This window comes from Nocardioides sp. NPDC006303 (assembly GCF_040613175.1).
Taxonomy (GTDB): domain Bacteria; phylum Actinomycetota; class Actinomycetes; order Propionibacteriales; family Nocardioidaceae; genus Nocardioides.
Genome location: NZ_JBEXRR010000010.1, coordinates 103,902 through 122,907, shown reverse-complemented (window position 1 = coordinate 122,907; position 19,006 = coordinate 103,902). Strand labels below are relative to the sequence as shown.

Genomic DNA, 19,006 nt, shown 5'->3' with positions numbered 1-19,006 from the left:
CGTCGAGGAGCTCTCTACCGCTTCCCCGGTCCCAAAGCCGCGGAGTCGGCCCTCAGCTCTGCGGCTGCCACCTCCGATCGAGTACGAAGTCGACGGCGCGGTCCACCGGGATCGCGCGGTCGCCGTAGACGCTGACGGTGTAGACGGGGCCCTGGAAGACGACGAGGTTCACCGGGTCAGCGGGCTTGCCCATCCAGCGGCGGTTCTTGCCGAGCCCGATGAAGACCTCGTTGCCATCGACGGTGCGGATGATGCAGCGCTTGTAGACGGCGCGGTGGCACGCCTTGTCCATCTGGATCGGGTTGAGCGTCTCCTCCAGCCGCACCTCGACAAAGCCCGGCTCGCCACTGGAGAAGCTGTCCGCCATGTCCTGCTTGACGTCGGTTAGAACGACGTACGCCTCGTGGTCGAAGCGCATGGGCATGCCGTCGCGCCACGTTGCCGGGGTTCCGGTCGGGACCAGCGTCTTCAGTGCGGTCCTGCCCAGCTCCTTGGCGTCGACCTGAGGCGGCAGATCCGGTTCCGGGACGACCAACCGGGGGTCGGCTGCGGCCGCCATGACCTCCTTCTCCCCGAGGTCGACACCGGAGACGGGGATCGTCGAGTTGTTACCGAACAGCGAGTCGAGCGTGATCGCGACGACCGTCCCGTCGGAGCGCTCGACGGCATAGGTCCGGGCGTTGCCATACGTCGCGACTCTCGCCTCCTTCGCCCCCGGGTGGTCGACGTCCTCACAGGTCCAACCGGGGTCATCGCACAGGAAGCCGACTCCATCCCAACCGGACCCGACGGCAAGCTGAACCATCCCGAGACCGTCCTCGCCTTCGACGGTCCACCCCAGCTTCGTACCGATGGTGCGCCCACTGCCCGCCTCACCGCCCTGCATGTTCGAGACGGTCTCATCGAGATGCTCCCCGGCGGGATCCAGATGCTCGGCGAGGACGTCTCGGTACTTCTGAAGCACCGGGATGTCGCGAGACCACGAGACTCCGTGGCCGTTGAAGGCCGCGGGCCACAGCCCCGTGACGTCGTCCCCGGGGACCTTCACCGGCGCTACCACCCGGTCGGGCACCGGCGACGGCTTCACCGACGTCTCCAGCGGACCTGCGATCTGCTTGTCGCCGCTCAGCAACGACGTTCTCTGGGCGACCACGACACCCCCGGTCGCCACGACCGCCACCGCTGCGGCAGCCGCGACGGGCACCATCCACTTCTTCGTACGACTCTCCTGCGAGATCGCCTGCATCAGTTCCGCCTCTCGCCGCGCCTTCACATGGGGGCGCAGACTGCGTTCAGGAATTCCGGTCATCACTTCTCCCCCTCACCCATGAGCGCGGCGACCCGCTTGCGTGCGCGGGAGAGCCGGCTGCGTACGGTCCCGACAGGGATGTCGAGAGCCTGGGCAACTTGCAGATACGAGAGGCCGTCCCAGGCGATGAGCATCAGGATCTGACGGTCCTTGCGGCTGAGCCGGTCGACAGCCACGAGGAGCTCGGACATCCGGCGCTCCTCATCGAGGCGGCGTACGACTCCGTCCGCGTGGTCCTCGGCGTCGTCGAGCCGCACCACCTGCAGCCTGCCGGCCAGCGCGTTCTGCCGGCGGGCACCACGGGTGGCGTTGCGGCAGACGTTCTCGGCGACCGTGAAGAGCCACGGCATCAGCGAGCCGTCATAGGCCACTGCCCGCTCCCGCACCCGCCAGACCTCCAGGAACGCCTGGGACATCACGTCCTCGGCGAGATTCCAGGAAGCCACGCGGCGGAAGCAGAAGTTGTAGACCGGGTCCGCATAGCGCCCGAACAGCTCCGCCATCGCATCGTGGTCGCCCCGGCGCAGACGCTCCGCCAGACCGCTGTCGTTCTCCGTCACCACGAGTCCGAAGCTCTGGGACTCACTACCTCTCACGCACCCTCTATGTCCGGTAGGCCCGGAGGGGTTCCACTCCGGACGTACCTTTCTCAGGGCCTCAGCTGCGTGCCGAGCAGCTCCAGCAGCACCGGCAGCGATCCCGCGAGCAGCTCCAGCAGCTCCTCGCGTGACAGCCCTGCGGGATCGGCCTTCCAGGACAGCACCAGCTCCTCCGACATCGCCTGCCATCCCCTGACGATCAAGCGGGCGGCCGGGGTGTCGGCGACGAAGTCGACATCGGCCTTGAAGATCCGGGCGCCGAGAGCGCCGAAGGCGTCGTCGTAGATCTGGCGCAGGACGGGGTCGCTGGCGGCGCCGCGGACCATCGAGACGTACCCCTCGTAGTTGGCGTCGACGAAATCCACATAGGCGGTCATCGACGCCAGCAGGCGCTCGACGGGCTCGCCGGTCTCGGGCGGGGCGGTCTGGGCGACGAGTGCGTCGGCAGCGCGGCGTACGACCGCCTCGCGGAAGGCCATCTTGTCGCCGAAGTAGTGGTAGAGGAGCCCGCGCGAGATGCCGGCCTCACGCGCGACCACGTCGATCGAGATCTCGTCGAGGGAGTGGTTCGCGAAGAGGCGAATGCCCAGATCGAGCAGCTGCTCGCGGCGTTGCTCGGGCGTCAGTCTCGTCCGTTGGCTCATGCCCACCATTCTATTGACATCTGTTCAATAGGCAAGAATACTCTCGGTATGACCACTGCTGACCTCACCCATGTCGACCACCTGATCGTCGGTGCCGGCTTCGGAGGCCTGTGCGCGGCGATCAAGCTCGAAGAGGACGGCGAGCGCGACTTCGTCGTCATCGAGAAGGGCTCCGGCGTCGGCGGCACCTGGCGCGACAACACCTACCCCGGCGCGGCCTGCGACGTCCCCAGCCAGCTCTACAGCTACTCCTTCGCGCTCAACCCCGACTGGTCGATGAGCTTCTCGCCCCAGCCGGAGATCGAGGCGTACATCAAGAAGGTCGCCGAGCAGTCCGGCACGCTGGACCGCTTCGTCTTCGACACCGTGATGACCGCCGCGACCTGGGACGAGAGCCGGAAGCGCTGGCTCGTCGAGACCGAGGGCAAGGCCGGGAAGAAGACGTACGCAGCGACCACCGTCATCGCCGGCCCCGGTGCGCTCTCCGAGCCCAAGCTCCCGGACATCGCGGGCATCGAAGGCTTCCAGGGCGAGATCTTCCACTCCGCGCAGTGGAACCACGACGTCGACCTCACCGGCAAGCGCGTCGCGGTGATCGGCACCGGCGCGAGCGCGATCCAGATCGTCCCGGAGATCCAGAAGAAGGCCGCTCGCCTCGACGTCTACCAGCGCACCGCGCCGTGGGTCCTCCCCCGCAACGAGCACCGCTACTCCAAGCTCGAGAAGGCCGCTTTCCGCTACGTCCCCGGCGTTCAGCGGCTCGCCCGCGCGGCGGTCTACTGGGGCCTCGAGGTCCGCGTCCTCGGCCTCGCCGTGCAGCCCAAGCTGACTCTGGCCCACGAGCTGATGGCGAAGAACAACATCCGCCGCGGCATCAAGGATCCCGAGCTGCGCCGCAAGGTCACTCCCGACTACACGCTCGGCTGCAAGCGCACGCTGATCTCCAACGCCTACTACCCCGCGCTGGCCGCCGACAACGTCGACCTGGTCACCGACGGCATCGCCCGGGTGAGCGAGAACGCGATCGTCGCCAAGGACGGCACCAGCCGCGAGATCGACGTCCTCGTCGTGGCGACCGGCTTCTACACCACCGACCTGCCTATCGCTCACGCCATCACCGGCAGCAAGGGCCGCACCATGGCCGAGCGGTTCGTGGAGACCGGGATGAGCGCCTACAAGGGCACCACGGTCCCGGAGTTCCCCAACCTCTTCTTCGTGGTCGGCCCCAACACCGGCCTGGGCCACTCCTCGATGGTCTACATGATCGAGTCGCAGGTGGCCTACATCCGCGACGCGATCCGCACCATGCGCACCAACTCCTACGCGACCGTCGAACCCACCGAGGACGCCACCTCCGCCTGGAACGACGACCTGCAGCGCAAGATGGACAACACCGTCTGGTCCGAGGGCGGCTGCGCGTCCTGGTATCTCGACGAGCACGGCCGCAACACCACCCTCTGGCCGAGCTTCACCTTCCTGTTCCGCCACCTGACCAGCAAGTTCGACGTCGACAAGTACGCCGTCACCGCCGCCACCACGACCAAGGAGAGTGTCCCCGCATGAAGTCCTTCGACGACAAGGTAGTCGTACTCACCGGAGCCGGCTCCGGGATCGGCCGCGCGCTCGCGGTCAACCTGGCCGGCCGCGGCGCCCGCCTGGCGCTCTCCGACGTCAACGAGGCCGGCCTGGCCGAGACCGTCGAGCTCGCCAAGCAGGCCGGGGCCCGCGAGATCAAGGAGGACAAGCTCGACGTCGCCGACCGCGAGGCCTTCAAGACGTACGCCGAGGGCGTCATCGCCCACTTCGGCCAGGTCAACGTGGTGATCAACAACGCCGGCGTCGCGCTGTCGGGCCGGGTCAACGACCTCGACTGGGACGACATCGACTGGATCATGGGCATCGACTGGTGGGGCGTCGTGCACGGCACGAAGTTCTTCCTGCCGGCCCTGATCGAGTCCGGCGACGCGCACATCGTGAACATCTCCTCGCTGTTCGGGCTGGTCTCGATGCCCGACCAGGCCTTCTACAACGCGGCGAAGTACGCCGTGCGCGGCTTCACCGAGGCGCTGCGCGAGGAGATGCTGATCGACGGTCACAACGTCGGCGTCACCTCGGTCCACCCCGGCGGCATCAAGACCGCGGTCGCCCGCAGCGCCCGCGTCTCGGCCAAGGACGACCAGGCCGCGACCGCGAAGTTCTTCGACGAGAAGCTCGCCAAGATGGAGCCGGCTCGCGCCGCGGAGATCATCGTCAAGGGCATCGAGAAGAAGCAGGCCCGCGTGCTGGTCGGCCTCGACGCCCATGTGATCCACAACTTCGGCAAGTTCACCGGCTCGCGCTACCAGGACCTCATCGCGATGGGGGCCAAGTACGTGATGCCGAAGAAGAACGGCTGATCTCTAGACTGAGCGGCATGCGCTTCGAGGCCGGTCACCCTGTTCGTGTCGAGTTCACGAAGTGGGGTGGCCGGCCTCATTGGTCCTTCGCGGGCCTCTACCTCGGCGAGGACGAGCACGGTGAGTGGATCGGCCACCCGGTCGGCACCGAGTTCGCCCGCCCCGGCCATGGCTGGGTCGCCGACTGGGAGTCGGTCAGCCTGGTCCCCCACCACGACGCGGCCCACTTCCCCGCGTTCAACCGGCCCAACGATCGGGTGAGCTCGCAGATATATGTCGACATGTGCACCCCGCCGGTGTGGCAGGACTCGACCGTCACATGCATCGACCTGGACCTCGACGTGGTGAAGAAGTTCGACGGCTCGGTCTACATCGACGACGAGGACGAGTTCGAGCACCACCAGCTCGAGTACGGCTACCCGCCCGAGATCATCTCGATGACCGAGGGCTCCGCCGAGCGCGTCTTCCTCGCGGTCAAGGAGAGCCAGGCGCCGTACGACACGACCCCCGAGCGCTGGTTCGAGGTGCTGAGCGGCCTATGAGTCGGTCTCGGCGACAGGCACCGGGGCTCGGTCCTTCCGCAGCGGACCGACGAGGCGCGGCCCGGACAGGCGCGTCTCGATCCGCCACGACCGGCGACTGAGCGGCTGGGCGATGTATTCGCCCAGATAGACGCCGGAGGCGAGGGCGAGCGCGACCGACGCCGCGGTGAAGAGGGCGACCAGGCCGACCGAGGTGGTCGCCGGCGTCTCCTGGGCGAGCATCGTCAGACCGCGGTAGATCGAGTATCCGGGCAGGAACGGCACGACCGACGAGACCACGACGACCAGCGGCGGCACCTTCAGCCGGGTGGCGACCGAGTAGGCGATCAGACCGATGAAGAGGGCGGCCACGGCCACCCGCCAGGTACGCCCGACGTCGCCGGGTACGACGATCGACAGGATCACGGCGACGCCGGCGATGACCGCGATCGGGGCCAGCGTGCGCTTGGGCGCGTACGCCGCGTAGGCGAAGGCCGCGGCGCCCACCGCACCACCGACGGTGGCGAGCGTGATCGACTGCAGCGACGTGACGCTTCCCGTCACCGCGCCGCTGATCGGCACCCCGACCGCGCCCGCGAAGACCAGACCACCGGTGACTCCGGCGATGATCCCGGCCGTGGAGACCAGCGCCTCCATGATCCGCGCGCTGGCGGTGACATGGAACCCGGTCAGGGCGTCCTGGAGGGCACCCATGAAGCTGATCCCGGCCAGCATCACGGTGATGTTGGCGGTGATCGACGTGGACACGTCGAGGTCCAGCGGCAGCGCCGCGGCGATGACCGCGAGCAGCGTGGCCACACCCGCGCCCGCGACCTGCAGGTAGAAGAGCGGCAGCCGCCAGCGGCGGTGGAGGAAGTGCTGCAGCTGGTCGATCGCGGCACCGGAGATGAAGGCGAGGATGATCACGCGAACCTCACCACCCACGTAGACGGTGAACGCGGCGGCCATCACGGCCATGCCGAGCGTCACCGCCCAGCGCGGCCGGCGGTGGCCGCCGGAGATGATGCGACCCAGCGCGATCCGAGCGCCCTGGAGGTCCACCTCGTCGCGTACTACCTGGCGGACCAGGTGATCGACGGCGGTGAGGTGGTCGTAGTCGATCGTGCGGTTCTTGACCTGGCGGGTGGTGTGGATCGGGATCGCCTCGGGATCGGCCTGATAGCTCATCGAGAGGCTGGTGTAGGTGACGTCGACCTCGGCCTCGCGAAGGCCCAGATGTTGGGCGAGCGACCTCATCGTCGCGGTCACGTCAGCGGCCCCGGCGCCGGTCGAGATCAGCAGCTCACCGACGCGAAGGCAGAAGTCCAGAGTCAGGTTCACCTCTCGCGCATCCACCGTCACAGGGTGCCATTGGGCCGGTGACCGACAGGCATTCACGATGCTCGACAAACGGGCCCGTGCAAGGAACGCTCAATACATGCGGATCGACTTCCATCCCTCCCCCCGACCGACGCTCGGCGTCGAGTGGGAGCTCGCACTCGTCGACCGCGAAACCCGGGATCTGGTCAACGTCGCGGACCATCTCTTCGCCCGGGCCAAGCCTCGGGTTCCCCACCCGGGGCGGATCCACAAAGAGCTGCTGCGCAACACCGTCGAGATCGTCACCGGGATCTGCGGGACGGTCGAGGAGGCGATGGACCAGATCCGCGAGACGACCGTCGGCGTGGTCCGTGCCGGTGACGATCTCGGTGTGGATCTCTTCGGCGCCGGGACCCATCCGTTCGCATCCTGGACGACGCAGGAGCTGTCCGCGGGGCATCGCTACCAGGAGCTGATCAACCGCACCCAGTGGTGGGGCCGGCAGATGCTGATCTGGGGCGTACACGTGCACGTCGGGATGCCGGAGCGGGACCGGCTGATGCCGGTGCTCAACGGGCTGCTGACCTACTACCCCCACTTCCAGGCACTGTCGGCCTCGTCACCGATCTGGGCGGGCGTGGACACCGGCTACGCCTCCAACCGGGCGCTGATGTTCCAGCAGCTGCCGACCGCCGGGCTGCCGTTCCAGTTCGCGACGTGGCAGGAGTTCGAGGCGTACGTCTCGGACCAGTCCGTCACCGGCGTGATCGAGGACATCAGCGAGATCCGCTGGGACATCCGGCCCTCGCCCCGGATCGGCACCATCGAGAACCGGATCTGCGACGGGGTCTCCACGGTCCAGGAGCTGGCCGCGATCGCCGCCCTGGCGCATTGCCTCTGTGTCGACCTGGACTCCCGGGTGGCGGCCGGGGAGCCGGTCGCGACGATGCCGCCGTGGCACGTCCAGGAGAACAAGTGGCGCGCCGCCCGCTACGGCCTGGACGCGATCGTGATCCTCAACGACGCCTCCGAGGAGCGGCTGGTCACCGAGGACCTCGCCGACCTTCTGGTGCGCTTGGAGCCGGTGGCCGCGCGCCTGGGTTGCGAGAAGGAGCTCGCAGGGGTGCACGACATCATCCACAAGGGTGCCTCCTACCAGCGACAACGCGCCATCGCGGCCTCCACCGAGGGCGACCTGGTCGCGGTCGTCGACTCGGTCGTACGTGACCTGCGCGGGTCGCTCTAGCGAGGCGGCAGGGGTGGCAGCGCGTCGGTCGCCTCGAACTGCCCCATCCCGGTGACCCCGAGCAGGTCGACGATGATCGACCTGATCTGGACGAGGATGACCTCGGCGTTGAGCGACTCCGTACGCTCCACCTCGGCCGAGTGCTCGCCGACCGCGAGCAGCACCGACCTGGCCTCCTGGCTCAGTCCGTCCGGGCTGCGGCCAGCGCGGAGCTCGGTCTCGACGACGTCGACGGCGTCGGCGAGACCGAAGGCCAGCTGGTAGTAGCTCTCCGGGACCACGTCCCCGCGGTAGGCGGACACCGCCGCCCGCCGCACCAGGACCCGGGTGCTGCGCAGGGCACGGTCGAGGGGCTCGACGAGCTCGGCCATGCGATGTACGTGGCTTCGATGTCGGAACCGGAACGGCGAGACGGCCAGCACTGACATGCCTTCGTCGGAGGCGTCCTGCAGCTCGCGGATCAGCGGGTCGGTGGCACGCGCGTCGGCGAGCACCTTGAGCCCGTGGACCGCATCCGCGTCGAGCATCACCTGGCCGGCGGCACGCAGCAGCGAGGCGATCTTCTTGGCCACCACGGCCGCCTGCTCACCCGGCCGCCGCAGCGGCGCGGCGGGCACGATCGAGGCGGCAACCAGCGCGACCGCACCGCCGATGAGCGCGTCGGTCCAGCGCGTGAACGCCGCGCCGGGCGTCGGCAGCAGCCCCATCACGAAGATGGACTGCACCGCGGCCTGGTTGCGGAAGACCTGGCCCGACGAGATGAAGATCCCCACTGCCATGGCCATCGCGACCACCAGGGTCATCTGCCAGGCACCGTCGCCGATGACCTGCACCACGACGTCGCCGAGGAACACCCCGAGCGCCACCCCGATGGTCACCTCGGTCACCCTCCTCAGCCGCTGGCCGTAGGAGGTGCCGAGGCTGACCACCGCCGCGATCGGCGCGAAGACGGGTTGGGCGTGGCCGAGCAGAGTGGCCGCGATGAACCACGCCACCCCGGCTGCCCCGGCGGCCTGCAGCACGTGCCACCGCTTCGACTTCAGCCGCGCCAGCCGGCGGCGTACGTCGGACTCCACCTGGTCACGTGTGACCCTGGGAGTGGAGAACGCCATGCGCAGATCCTAGGGCAGCCGGGCGCCCGGGATCAGCGGGCGAGGGTCACCGAGACGGACTGACTGCCGCAGCCGTTGGCGGAGGTGAGGTTGGTGAGGGCGGACTTCTCGGTGCTGTCGACGGAGAGGCGCCAGCGGATCTTCACCGACACGTACTCCTTCAGGTAGCGGCACTTCTGGAGGTCGGGCATCCACTCGGCCGGGTCGGCGTCGGACTTCTCCTGGTTCTCGTTGTCGGTGACGCCGACGAGGGAGCCGTAGTAGCCGAGGTCGTTGGCGTAGTTCTTGCGCTCGGTCGAGGTCCAGGTGCGGGCGCCGGAGTCCCAGGCCTCCGCGAGCGGGACCATGTGGTCGATGTCGATGTCGCTGGTGGCGGTCCAGGAGAGGCCGTCGTAGTAGGAGTACCAGCGGCCGCCCGACAGCGAGCAGCTGGAGCCGACCGTCGGGGCCTCCTCGGCCTCCGCGATCAGCACCTCGTTGCGGGTGCTGCAGCCGTCGCCGTCGGCGTCGATCCAGTGCTGGAAGAGGTCGCGGCTGTAGCCGGTGCGGTTCTCGGTCGCGACCGAGAGGTCGCCGATGGCGGTCGAGAGCGGCTGGGAGTAGGACTCGGCGTGCGCTGCCGCCGGAATCGTGAGCGGCACGAGTGCGCCGCAGGCGAGGATGAACAGGCCACGGAGTTTCATGGGGGTCTCCCGAGGTGAGGTGTTCGGTCGCCCCTGACGATGCCGCGTTTTACGCGCCCCGTGTAACCCAGTTACCAGATGTTTCGAGAAGTTCACCAAGAGGCGCGATCACGCCGAGATGAACGGCTCCGTCAGATGCGGCGTCGCCAGGTGAAGCGTCGCCAGATGAAGCGTGCCGACGGCTTCGCGGCTGAGCATGCGCTCCCTCGAGAGCCTGGCCACCTCAGGATCGATCTCGTGTGAGTAGGCGAGCTCGGGGTGGAGCAGTTGGAGCGCGTGCACCAGGAGGTCGCCGGTGACAAGCGCCAGCTCGCGCCCCTCGCCGACCAGCACGCTCTGGTGCCCGGGCGTATGACCGGGCGTGGCGACCGCGCGCCCGGCGCGCAGGGACGTGTCACCGTCGAGGAGCCGGAGCCGACCGGCCGCCGTGAGCGGGTCGGTGAGGGTCTCGCGAAGCTGGGGGTTGAGCGCGTCGAGGGCGTCGTACTCGGCCCGCTGGAGCAGGTATTCAGCGTTCGGGAAGTAGGGACGGCGGCCGTTGGCCTCGGTCACGACCGCCCAACCGACGTGGTCGGTGTGCAGATGCGTGAGCACCACGGTGTCGACCTCGGCCGGGTCGATGCCCGCAGCGTCGAGCGACTGAGGAAGCACGCCGGGCACGGGCGCCCACGAGGCGGCCGGGCCGTCTGCCGGACCGATCCCGGCGTCCACGACGGTGATGCCCTTGTCGCCGCGGATCGCGTAGGCACGGAACTGGAGCCGCCAGCGGCCCTCGGCGTCGACCGCGTCCGGATCGTAGTCGTCGACCTCGGCCCACTGAGCGGCCGTGGCCCCGGGGAAGGCGTCGGCGCGCGGGGAGAAGAACAGGCCCTCGCCGTCGGCGAGCGCGATGATCTCGGTCGAGCCGATCCGGAGGCGGGGAACACTGAGGGTCATGGCCGCGATCCTGCCAGGCCTGGCCTCCTACGCGCCTCGCGTGACGCCAGACATCTCCAGAAGCTCACCCAGGTCGCGCTCGACCAACGCCTTCGCGCCGCCGTTGCCGTGGGCCGCGACCACGGCCCGCAGCCGCGCGCGGGTGACGTCGGAGACGTACGCCATCTCGGCCTTGGCCGCGTTCGAACCCGGCCGGGTCGTCTCGGCGATCTGGACCGACCAGCAAGTACGCCGCGCCCCGTCCTCCACGTTGGCCAGCGCGACCGCGTGGCCGGTGGTGCCGGATCCGGCGAAGAAGTCGAGGACCCTCGCGTCGGTCGGCATCGTGGCCAGGATCCGCCGGATCAGACCGGTCGGCTTGGGCGACTCGAACAGCGGCCCCACCAGCGACTTCAGCTCCGCGACGGCAGTGTCGGTCGAGCCGATCTCCTCGGCCATCCAGATCGTGGTGAGCTTCTTGCGCCTCGCCTCGCCGGAGGCGTCGCGGGAGAGCCAGTCGCGCTGGTAGACGTCGACCCGCTCCCCCAGCTTCCCGCGTACGCGACGGCACATCAGATCGTGGGGACGGGCCGCGATCAGCGGGGCGCTCCACCGCCAGACCGCGGGGCGACCGTCACCGAAGACCGGCCAGATCTCCTGGCCGCCGGCGAACGGCTCGACCGCGACGCGACCGGTGTCCGGGTCTCCCCACACCGGGAAGTGGAGGGTCCTGGCGGTCGCCGGGTTGAACTTCTTGTTGGTGTTGCGCAGCGGCAGCCGCCGGTAGTGGCGCCCGTCGTCGGTGACGAGCGGGAAGTCCTGCTCGTTGACGGCCTCGGGGATGCTCGACTCCAGCGCGCAGGCCCGGGCGTCCTTGGCGTAGACCAGCAGATACTCGTGGGACGTCGCGAACCCGTTGCCGAGCTGGCGGCCCTTGGGGTTGAGGTTGACCACGATCTGCGCGAGCTGGTTGCGCTCCTCGAAGACCTCGTCCATCAGCACCTTGAGGTGGGCGGCCTCGTTGTCGTCGATGGAGACGTAGATCGCCGCGCGCTCCGACATCACGGTGCGCGCCGCCTGCAGCCGGGGCCTCATCATGGCGACCCAGGCCTCGTGGCGACTGGCCCGCCGGCCGTCCTCACCGCGCCGGTCGTCGTGGTAGGCGAAGAGGCTGCCGGTGTTGTAGGGCGGGTCGATGTAGATCAGGTCGAACTTCTCCCCCGCCACCGAGAGCGCCCGAAGAACGTCGAGGTTGTCGCCCTCGACGAATGTGTTCCACGGCTCCCCCACGCGGGGAACGTTAGCCGACCGGGATATCAGTGCTCAGCAACGCGACCGATCGCTCCGCCACCAGGCACTGGATCTTGGTGCTCTTCGGCGGCGTGACGCTCAGGACCACGTCATCGCCGGTCGTGCCCGCCGTGATCGTAGCCGGGTCCGGGGCCTCGCAGCCGTCGTAGACCGTCTGGGCATAGAGCCGCTGGCCGGGCGGGACGTGGGCGAGCAGCGTGGTCGCCTCGGTGGTGAAGGATGCCTGCAGCGAGGTGCCCAGCGTGGCCGCGTACGCCTTGATCGCAGCCTCGTCCGGAAGGGGCGTCGCGGTCCTCTCCAGGTCGCCCTCGGCCGCGCCGCCGGCGGAGACCAGGCCGCGTACGGGCTTCTCCGAGCTCGGCGGACGGGACGGCTCGGGCTGAGGCTTCGGCTTGGGCATCGGGGTTGCGGAAGACGAGGCCGACGGGCTCGAGGCCGGGTCGGTCGCTTCATCGGGGGTGCCGCAGGCGGAGACCAGGAGCGCCGTCGCAGCGAGTGCGAGTGGGAGAGGACGCGTGGGGTGCATATTTCACATACTCCCCACGGCACCTTGCTGTTGCACCCCCGACCGGCACGTCGTTACTGAGATGGAAGGATCACGCCGTGGCCCGCTTCACCCAGGCCGAGCTCCAGACCTACTACGGCGCCTCGGTCCCCGACCTCCTTCCGGCAGACGACCAGCCCCTGCGGCTCCTCTTCGTCGGCATCAACCCCGGCCTGTGGACGGCAGCGACCCAGACCCACTTCGCGCACCCGCTCAACCGCTTCTATCCGGCGATCTTCCGGGCCGGGATCACCACCCGGCCGATCGACGCCTCCGCAGGGATGACAGCGGAGGACCGCGACTACTTCCGGGCCCGGGGCATCGGCTTCACCAACATCGTCCGTCGTGCCACCGCGAAGGCGTCCGAGCTCAGCAACGCCGAGCTCAAGGAGGGCGGCGCCGAGCTGTTCTCCCTGGTCGCACGTCGGAAACCAGCCGTCGTCGCGATCGCCGGGATCACCGCCTACCGGACCGCGTTCAACCGCCCCAAGGCCAAGCAGGGCCTCCAACCGGAGCCGCTGGCCGGCGCCGAGCTCTGGGTCGTACCGAACCCGTCGGGCCTCAACGCCCACGAGACCGTCCCGACCCTGGCCGCCGCCTACGCCGAGGCCGCCCGCGCCGCCGGCCTGATCTGACCCGCCCGCCCGCCCGCCCGCCGAAGAGTCGATTTTTGACGTCGAATGGTCCATTCGACTTCAGAAATCGACGTCTCAGCGTCAGAAACTGACCTCTCGGCGGGAGGTCAGAAGCTGCGGGAGGTCAGAAGCCTGTCGGGGCTTCCGGCAGGTCGGGGACGCCTAGTTTGGCGAGGAGCGCGATTGCGGCTTCGGGCGAGACCCGCGACGACTGGGAGTGGAGCATGTCGTCGACGGCGAGGTCGACCTCGGCGGTGAGGCAGACGAGCACGTCCTCACCCTCGGCCTCGGCAGGCCCCTGGAAGGCGAGCACGGGCAGGTAGGCGAGGTCGAGGGAAGCGGTCTTCTGGAGAAGGCGTACGGCGGCGAGCACATCGGCCCGCGGATCGGCGACCTCCAGCGGGCGGCCTTCGACGGACGCCGCGCCCGAGGCCGGCACCTCGACCATGCCCGCGGTCGAGGGGATGTCGTGCTGCTCGATGACCGCGACCCCACCTGGATGCACCACGACCGCCTCGAGCTCCCGCGAACCGATGCTCACGTTGAGCACGACCAGCGCCGACTCGAGCTGGCCGAGCGCCTGACGGAGCTTCTCCTCGCCGAAGGTCTCCGGGGCGCCGAGGTCGAGCATCCAGCCGCCCGCGGCGGTGGCCACCCACGAGGCGGTCTCCTGCTCCTTCAGCGCCACCAGCTTCTCGGCCTCCTGCCGCAGCCGGTCCCGCTCGAGGGCCGCGTCGTGGGCTCGGCGCCGCTCGTCGTCGAGCTCGGCGCGCAGCATCGCGACCTCGCTCTCGGCCAGCTGCTGCAGCTCGCGGCGCCGCTCCGCCTCCCGGGCACGCTCCTCGGCCCGCTGCTTCTCGGCCCGCAGCCGGGCGACCTCGAAGCGGCGTACGCCCTCTTCGAGCAGCCCGAGGGTGCGGTCGGAGACCGCGACATCGGCGCCCGACTCGAGCCGGTCCCGCAGCGCACCCCAGTTGACCTCGGGGTGGTCGGTCACCAGCGCGTCCAGCACCTTCACGAGTACGTCACCCTCGACGCCCACACGCGAAGCCAGTGAGGCCTGGTTGAACCGAGCCGGCGCGGGCGCCGCGGTCGGGGCCGGAGCCAGGCTCCACTGCCCCGGCGGCCCCTCGACGAAGCCGCCCGAGTTCAGCACGGCGAGCAGCTCCTCCTCGGTCAGCAGCACCCGCTTGCCCTTCAAAGCGGCGCGCAGGACCTGCAGGCTCAACGGAGCCCGCAGGCGCAGGATCTCGGCGACGGCCGGCATGGAGGAATGAGGCATAGGGGCTGGTTAGGGGGTTGTTCTCGCAAGCGCCGCGATCGTACACCGCAGCACCGACATTCAAGCCCCGCCAGAGCCGTTCCGAACAAACACGCGAAGGCCCCGGACACCGACTGGTGCCCGGGGCCTCGCGGTCGAGCCGGTCGAGTGCTAGTCGAGCGGCTTCAGGTCGAAGTCGTAGACAGTCGTCTGACCAGCCACGATCTGCGCCTTCTTGGTCGCCGGGACGAACCCGTCGGCCGCGACGACCACCTGGAGCGGCGCGTTGGACTTCTGCATCCAGTACCCGTAGGTGCCGTCCGCATCAGTCCGAAGCGTCACGTCGTACGACACGCCGTCGAGGGCCACCACAGCACCCTCGAGCGCCTCACCAGAACCCGTCACCGTGCCCGTGATCTTGCCCCAGCCAGCGGGCGCCTTCACGATCATGGTCGCCGGGACCGGCGCCACGGTGTAGGGCGTGTTGTTCCCGATGACCACGTCGGCCGTGTAGGTGCCCGGCTGGTCGACCGTGGCGGCGAACGTGGCGATCGCGGTGACCGACTTGCCCGGCGCCAGGGTGAACGACGGCGGCTGTACGTCCAGCCACGCGATACCACCGCCGCCACCGGCCTCGCCGGTCACATCGAGAATGATGTTGGAGTCGGGGAACCCGAGCTCCGCGGCGTCGGTCGGCTCCGGCGTACCGCAGGCGTCGGAGGCCAGGTAGGTCGGCGACGTCTCGGCGGCGGCGTTGCCACCGAAGTAGACCGCACCACCGGCGACGGAGACGACCAGGATGTCGTCCGGCGCGATCTCCGCCGACGCCGCGATCGGCACGGTGTAGGTCGCCCCGAAGTCGCCGGTCACCGTCGTCGTACCCGACCCGATCGGGGTCAGGTTGGCGAAGGTGAACGCCGCACCCTCCGGCAACGTGTAGAGCGTCGCCGTCACCGGCGTGCTCCCGTTCGCCGACTCCTGGACCGCGAAGCTCACGCTGGTGGGCGTGAAGCCGCCGGAGATCCCGAAGTCACCGGGTGAGTAGGTGCGCAGGATCGTCGTGGTCCCCGAGGGGCACGCGACCGAGCTGGCCTGCACGACCTCGTGCGAGCTCGAGTGGGACAGGGTCGTCTCACCCGCGGGGGTCGGCGCGAGAGCGGTCACCGAGGGCTGCCCCGACGAACCGAGCTTGCTCCCCGACTTCGACGAGGTCAGGCCCGACGCCTTCGAGCCGGCGCCCGGCTTGGTCTCGACCGTCGTGGCCTTCTTGGTGACGCTCTTGGTGACACCGGCCGAGGCGGTCTTGTCGCCCTGGATGACGATCTCCTCGCCGGTGGCACCCAGATCGACCTCGGCGGGCGCTGACCCGGTGTTGGTGATCTTCAGGTTGCGGGAGACCGAGCCACCCATCGCGAGGCTGGCGTTCAGCGCCGTCTGGGTGACGGCGAGCTGGCCGGCCTTGAGCTGGGCGTTGGAGGTGAGCGTGGTGTCCTCGGCGACGGTGAGGTTGCGGCTGATCGGGTCGTAGTCGGGCGCAGTGAAGCTCACGCCGTACTTCCCGGTCACCAGGTCGACGCTGTAGGAGCCGTCGGCGCCGGTCTCGACCGTCTTGACGGACCCGCCGGCGGTCGGGGTCAGGGTGACCTCGGCGCCGTCGATGCCTGCCTTGGTGTTGTAGTCCTTGACGACACCGGAGACCGTGCCCATCGGGGCCAGGTCGAAGGTGATCGACTTGTTGTCGCTCAGCGAGGCGGTGTTGAGCGAGAACTGGGTGCCGATCGTGCCGGTGGCGTTCTCGATGCCGATCGTGGCCGAGCCGCCCAGGGCCCGGTCCGCGGTGGGCAGGTCCCCGTAGCCCAGCTCGACCCGGCCGTCCTCGAAGAGGGTGACCGAGAAGTCGAGCAGGTCTGAGCTGTTCAGCGGGTAGACGTCGCGCCACTCGATGACGAACGCGTCCACGCCGTCGACCGTCGTCGCTGCGGTGAACACGTCGGCCTCACCGCGGGCGTCGAGGTCGTCCCAGAACGGGTAGATCGCCGCGTTCGGCACGGCCGTGGACGGGATCGCCCCGTTGCCGTAGGCCGTGCTGGACGCGAGGAAGTTCACGTGACCGTTCGATGCGACGTACGCCTTGGCGTAGCTGCCGCCGTAGAGCGGGAAGCTGAACGGCAGGTCCACCGAAGCGGCGGCGTCGTCACCGTCCAACCCGAGCGCGGTGGTGCCGGAGCGTACGCCGCTCGAGCCCTCCGAGCAGAAGTAGCCGTAGCCGTCGTAGGAGAAGACCACCTTGACGTTGTGCGTCTTCGCGCCCGTGACCTCGATCTCGGAGCTCGTGGCCTCGGCACAGCCGGACCCCTCGGTGAAGATCGTGTACGTCCCCTCCGGGACGCCCGCGATCGAGTAGGTCCCGTCGGCGCCCGAGGTCGCGGACAGGTTGCCCGGCGAGAGCTGGACCTCGGCCCCCGCGATCGGGGCGTTGGTGCTGGCGTTGGTGACCGAGCCGCTGACCGTGTGCTTCGGAGCCTCGGCGAGGTCGAAGTCGACGGTCGTGGTGGCGTCCTGGGTGACCGTCGCGGACCCCGTCTCGGTGACGAAGCCGAAGGCGGAGGTGGTCAGGTCGTAGTCACCGACGAAGACACCGGCCGAGAAGTGGCCCTCGGCGTCGGTGGTGAGGGTGCGGTCGAGAGCCTCGCCGTCGAGCTCGACGGTCGCGCCCTCGATCGGCTCGCCGCCACTGGTGACGGTGCCGGCGACCGTGCCGCCCTCGGCCGGAGCCAGGGCGATCAGGCGCGCCAGGTCGAGGTAGCCCTCGCCGTACACGTTGTTGTTCTCGGCGGTGCCACCGCAGGTGGTGTCGTCGGCGTCGGTCGCCGCCTCGTTGAGCAGGCGGCGGGTCTCCTCGACGTTACCGATCAGGGTGGGGTTGTAGCTCCACAGCGCCGCGACGGCTCCCGCGAGGTGCGGGGCGGCCATCGAGGTGCCGTTGTAGCTGCCGTACGAACCACCCGGGAGGGAGGAGCGTACGTTCACGCCCGGTGCCGCGATGTTGGGCTTGACCAGGCCGTTCTGGCCCGAACCACGGCCCGAGAAGGAGGCGACGGCTCCGGAGGAGTCGACCGCGCCCACCGAGTACGTGAGCACGTTCGCGCCCGGGGAGGACGTCCCCTGACACATCGAGCCCGGGTTGCCGGAGGCCCACGAGGAGAACTGGCCGGCTGCGTTCCAGGCGGCGTTCACGTCGTCGAAGAAGGAGTCGATGTAGCCGACGCCGTTCCAGCCCCAGGAGTTGTTGATGACATGCGGGCGCTTGGCGACGTCCGGGTTCTCACCGGCGGCGTCGGTCGGCTCCAGCAGCCACCAGCCCGACTCGAGGAGTCCGGCGTCGCTGCCGCAGCAGCCGTTGGTCTCGATCCACTCGGCGTCGGGTGCGACACCGATCTGGTTGCCGGCGCCGTCGTCTCCGATCATGGTGCCCATGGTGTGGGTGCCGTGGCCGTCGAGGTCGCAGGGACCGCTGGAGCAGTCGCCGTAGGCGTCATACCAGTTGTAGTCGTGGGTGAAGGTGCCGTCACCGTTGTTGCCGCGGTACTGGTTCACCAGTGCCGGGTGGGTGTAGTCGGTGCCGGAGTCGACGCTGGAGACCACGATGCCGGCGCCGGTCGCGCCCTGCTCCCACGCCTCGGGAGCGTTGATGAAGTCGATGCCCCACTCGATGCCCTGCGGCGCCTTGGTGGCCGTCTCCTCCTTGACCGGCTCCACGAGCGAGAGCTTGGCCCGCTCGTGGACGGTCTTGATCTCCGGGTCGGCGGCCAGCTTCAGCGCCAGGTCCTCGGAGCCGTCCTTCACCAGGATCGCGTTCGAGATCGCGTACGTCTTGTAGCTGACCTTGGCGGAGTCGAGCTCGGCGACCGCGCCGGCCTGAGATGCCTTCGCCGTCTTCTCGAGCGCGTCGACGACGTACTGGCCACGTTCGGTCCAGTCGTCGATGGAGGAGGCCGGGCCGAGGTTGGCCTTGTCGGAGAACCGGAGCCAGAAGTCGGTCGAGTCCGACTTCTCGAACTTCGACTCGAGGGTGGACGTGAGCTTGGCCGCGGGGGCCTTGTCGTCGGCGGTAGGGGTGCCGGCGAATGCGGGGGTGGCAAGCATCGCAGCCGTTGCGGCGAGTATGCCTGTGGCTGCTACGGCCGATCGGCCGAGGCGTGAATATCTCAAGGTGGGTCTCCTTGCGGAAACCGTCGGCAAAACCCGCGAACAGAGATCGTGCACATTTCCCGGGTAATGCGGACGGATCGATTATTGCCAGGGGAAAGCGTTCTCCGGATTTGTTACAACCGCAGTCATTCGAGGCGCCCGAGCGCGGCAGATACCTGCCAATGTCGTAAAAGCGTCACCGGGACTAGACAAGTTGGCGAGGCAAATATGACACCTCCGCGTCATTGACACCCGCCCCCGGTATCGGCGTCGACGAATGCTCCGTCAAAGGCCGGGTCGTTGACGTAGGTCCGCTTTC

16 protein-coding genes are annotated in these 19,006 nt (G+C 69.0%); 5 read left to right on the top strand and 11 right to left on the bottom strand.

Annotated features, from left to right (window positions below):
• Window positions 1-52 precede the first annotated feature (52 nt).
• From ABZY89_RS10830 to ABZY89_RS10820, 3 genes are read right to left on the bottom strand one after another with little or no spacing between them, the layout of a single operon-like run.
• Window positions 53-1,309 (bottom strand): hypothetical protein, encoded by a 1,257-nt coding sequence (locus tag ABZY89_RS10830; RefSeq protein WP_355227001.1) that lies wholly within the window; start codon window positions 1,307-1,309, stop codon window positions 53-55.
• Complete coding sequence (locus ABZY89_RS10825) at window positions 1,309-1,905, bottom strand: RNA polymerase sigma factor (RefSeq protein WP_355226999.1); 597 nt, start codon at window positions 1,903-1,905, stop codon at window positions 1,309-1,311. The genes ABZY89_RS10830 and ABZY89_RS10825 overlap by 1 nt, the downstream gene beginning before the upstream one ends.
• Before the next feature lie 53 nt (window positions 1,906-1,958).
• A complete protein-coding gene (locus tag ABZY89_RS10820; RefSeq protein WP_355226998.1) occupies window positions 1,959-2,552 on the bottom strand; it encodes a TetR/AcrR family transcriptional regulator in 594 nt (197 codons plus the stop codon).
• A 48-nt stretch (window positions 2,553-2,600) separates the two neighbouring features.
• Here ABZY89_RS10820 and ABZY89_RS10815 point away from each other — a divergent pair, with 48 nt between their 5' ends.
• Genes ABZY89_RS10815 through ABZY89_RS10805 form a run of 3 tightly spaced genes read left to right on the top strand, consistent with a single transcriptional unit; the run spans window position 2,601 to window position 5,490 of the window.
• Complete coding sequence (locus tag ABZY89_RS10815) at window positions 2,601-4,115, top strand: NAD(P)/FAD-dependent oxidoreductase (protein WP_355226996.1); 1,515 nt, start codon at window positions 2,601-2,603, stop codon at window positions 4,113-4,115.
• Window positions 4,112-4,948 carry an SDR family NAD(P)-dependent oxidoreductase gene (locus tag ABZY89_RS10810; RefSeq protein WP_355226994.1) on the top strand — a complete coding sequence of 279 codons (837 nt, stop codon included), beginning with the start codon at window positions 4,112-4,114 and terminating at the stop codon, window positions 4,946-4,948. Before ABZY89_RS10815 ends, ABZY89_RS10810 begins: the two co-directional genes overlap by 4 nt.
• A gap of 17 nt (window positions 4,949-4,965) precedes the next feature.
• Complete coding sequence (locus ABZY89_RS10805; protein ID WP_355226993.1) at window positions 4,966-5,490, top strand: DUF402 domain-containing protein; 525 nt, start codon at window positions 4,966-4,968, stop codon at window positions 5,488-5,490.
• Here the strand turns inward: ABZY89_RS10805 and ABZY89_RS10800 are convergent.
• On the bottom strand, window positions 5,485-6,810 hold the full coding sequence (locus ABZY89_RS10800; protein WP_355226991.1) for a threonine/serine exporter family protein: 1,326 nt from the start codon (window positions 6,808-6,810) through the stop codon (window positions 5,485-5,487). The two genes, ABZY89_RS10805 and ABZY89_RS10800, sit on opposite strands and share 6 nt — an antisense overlap.
• Before the next feature lie 97 nt (window positions 6,811-6,907).
• Between ABZY89_RS10800 and ABZY89_RS10795 the strand changes: the two genes are divergently transcribed.
• On the top strand, window positions 6,908-8,035 hold the full coding sequence (locus ABZY89_RS10795; protein ID WP_355226990.1) for a glutamate--cysteine ligase: 1,128 nt from the start codon (window positions 6,908-6,910) through the stop codon (window positions 8,033-8,035).
• Here the strand turns inward: ABZY89_RS10795 and ABZY89_RS10790 are convergent.
• From ABZY89_RS10790 to ABZY89_RS10770, 5 genes are all read right to left on the bottom strand, one after another.
• The gene (locus ABZY89_RS10790) at window positions 8,032-9,147 is read right to left on the bottom strand and encodes an FUSC family protein (protein ID WP_355226989.1); all 1,116 of its coding nucleotides are present in this window, start codon (window positions 9,145-9,147) and stop codon (window positions 8,032-8,034) included. The two genes, ABZY89_RS10795 and ABZY89_RS10790, sit on opposite strands and share 4 nt — an antisense overlap.
• 32 nt (window positions 9,148-9,179) lie before the next feature.
• Window positions 9,180-9,830, bottom strand: coding sequence for an HNH endonuclease family protein (locus ABZY89_RS10785; RefSeq protein ID WP_350663736.1), 651 nt, complete (start codon window positions 9,828-9,830; stop codon window positions 9,180-9,182).
• Window positions 9,831-9,938: 108 nt separating this feature from the next.
• A complete protein-coding gene (locus ABZY89_RS10780; protein ID WP_355226987.1) occupies window positions 9,939-10,766 on the bottom strand; it encodes an MBL fold metallo-hydrolase in 828 nt (275 codons plus the stop codon).
• 27 nt (window positions 10,767-10,793) lie between these two features.
• Window positions 10,794-12,035, bottom strand: a complete 1,242-nt coding sequence (locus tag ABZY89_RS10775; protein WP_355226985.1) for a site-specific DNA-methyltransferase — start codon at window positions 12,033-12,035, stop codon at window positions 10,794-10,796.
• 10 nt (window positions 12,036-12,045) lie between these two features.
• Window positions 12,046-12,456, bottom strand: a complete 411-nt coding sequence (locus ABZY89_RS10770) for a hypothetical protein (protein WP_355226984.1) — start codon at window positions 12,454-12,456, stop codon at window positions 12,046-12,048.
• A 203-nt stretch (window positions 12,457-12,659) separates the two neighbouring features.
• Here ABZY89_RS10770 and ABZY89_RS10765 point away from each other — a divergent pair, with 203 nt between their 5' ends.
• Window positions 12,660-13,235: a mismatch-specific DNA-glycosylase gene (locus ABZY89_RS10765; RefSeq protein ID WP_355226982.1), complete on the top strand. Its 576-nt coding sequence runs from the start codon at window positions 12,660-12,662 to the stop codon at window positions 13,233-13,235.
• Window positions 13,236-13,359: 124 nt separating this feature from the next.
• Here the strand turns inward: ABZY89_RS10765 and ABZY89_RS10760 are convergent, their stop codons facing one another.
• Together ABZY89_RS10760 and ABZY89_RS10755 are read right to left on the bottom strand one after the other, a co-directional pair.
• A complete protein-coding gene (locus tag ABZY89_RS10760) occupies window positions 13,360-14,517 on the bottom strand; it encodes a hypothetical protein (protein WP_355226981.1) in 1,158 nt (385 codons plus the stop codon).
• A gap of 150 nt (window positions 14,518-14,667) precedes the next feature.
• Window positions 14,668-18,642: a carboxypeptidase regulatory-like domain-containing protein gene (locus ABZY89_RS10755; protein ID WP_355226980.1), complete on the bottom strand. Its 3,975-nt coding sequence runs from the start codon at window positions 18,640-18,642 to the stop codon at window positions 14,668-14,670.
• Between the last annotated feature and the right edge of the window lie 364 nt (window positions 18,643-19,006).

Coding starts and splice junctions, on each gene's coding strand:
- ABZY89_RS10830 (WP_355227001.1), bottom strand. CDS start 1,309: ATGACCGGAATTCCTGAACGCAGTCTGCGCCCCCATGTGAAGGCGCGG.
- ABZY89_RS10820 (WP_355226998.1), bottom strand. CDS start 2,552: ATGAGCCAACGGACGAGACTGACGCCCGAGCAACGCCGCGAGCAGCTG.
- ABZY89_RS10815 (WP_355226996.1), top strand. CDS start 2,601: ATGACCACTGCTGACCTCACCCATGTCGACCACCTGATCGTCGGTGCC.
- ABZY89_RS10810 (WP_355226994.1), top strand. CDS start 4,112: ATGAAGTCCTTCGACGACAAGGTAGTCGTACTCACCGGAGCCGGCTCC.
- ABZY89_RS10805 (WP_355226993.1), top strand. CDS start 4,966: ATGCGCTTCGAGGCCGGTCACCCTGTTCGTGTCGAGTTCACGAAGTGG.
- ABZY89_RS10795 (WP_355226990.1), top strand. CDS start 6,908: ATGCGGATCGACTTCCATCCCTCCCCCCGACCGACGCTCGGCGTCGAG.
- ABZY89_RS10790 (WP_355226989.1), bottom strand. CDS start 9,147: ATGGCGTTCTCCACTCCCAGGGTCACACGTGACCAGGTGGAGTCCGAC.
- ABZY89_RS10785 (WP_350663736.1), bottom strand. CDS start 9,830: ATGAAACTCCGTGGCCTGTTCATCCTCGCCTGCGGCGCACTCGTGCCG.
- ABZY89_RS10780 (WP_355226987.1), bottom strand. CDS start 10,766: ATGACCCTCAGTGTTCCCCGCCTCCGGATCGGCTCGACCGAGATCATC.
- ABZY89_RS10770 (WP_355226984.1), bottom strand. CDS start 12,456: ATGCCCAAGCCGAAGCCTCAGCCCGAGCCGTCCCGTCCGCCGAGCTCG.
- ABZY89_RS10760 (WP_355226981.1), bottom strand. CDS start 14,517: ATGCCTCATTCCTCCATGCCGGCCGTCGCCGAGATCCTGCGCCTGCGG.
- ABZY89_RS10755 (WP_355226980.1), bottom strand. CDS start 18,642: ATGCTTGCCACCCCCGCATTCGCCGGCACCCCTACCGCCGACGACAAG.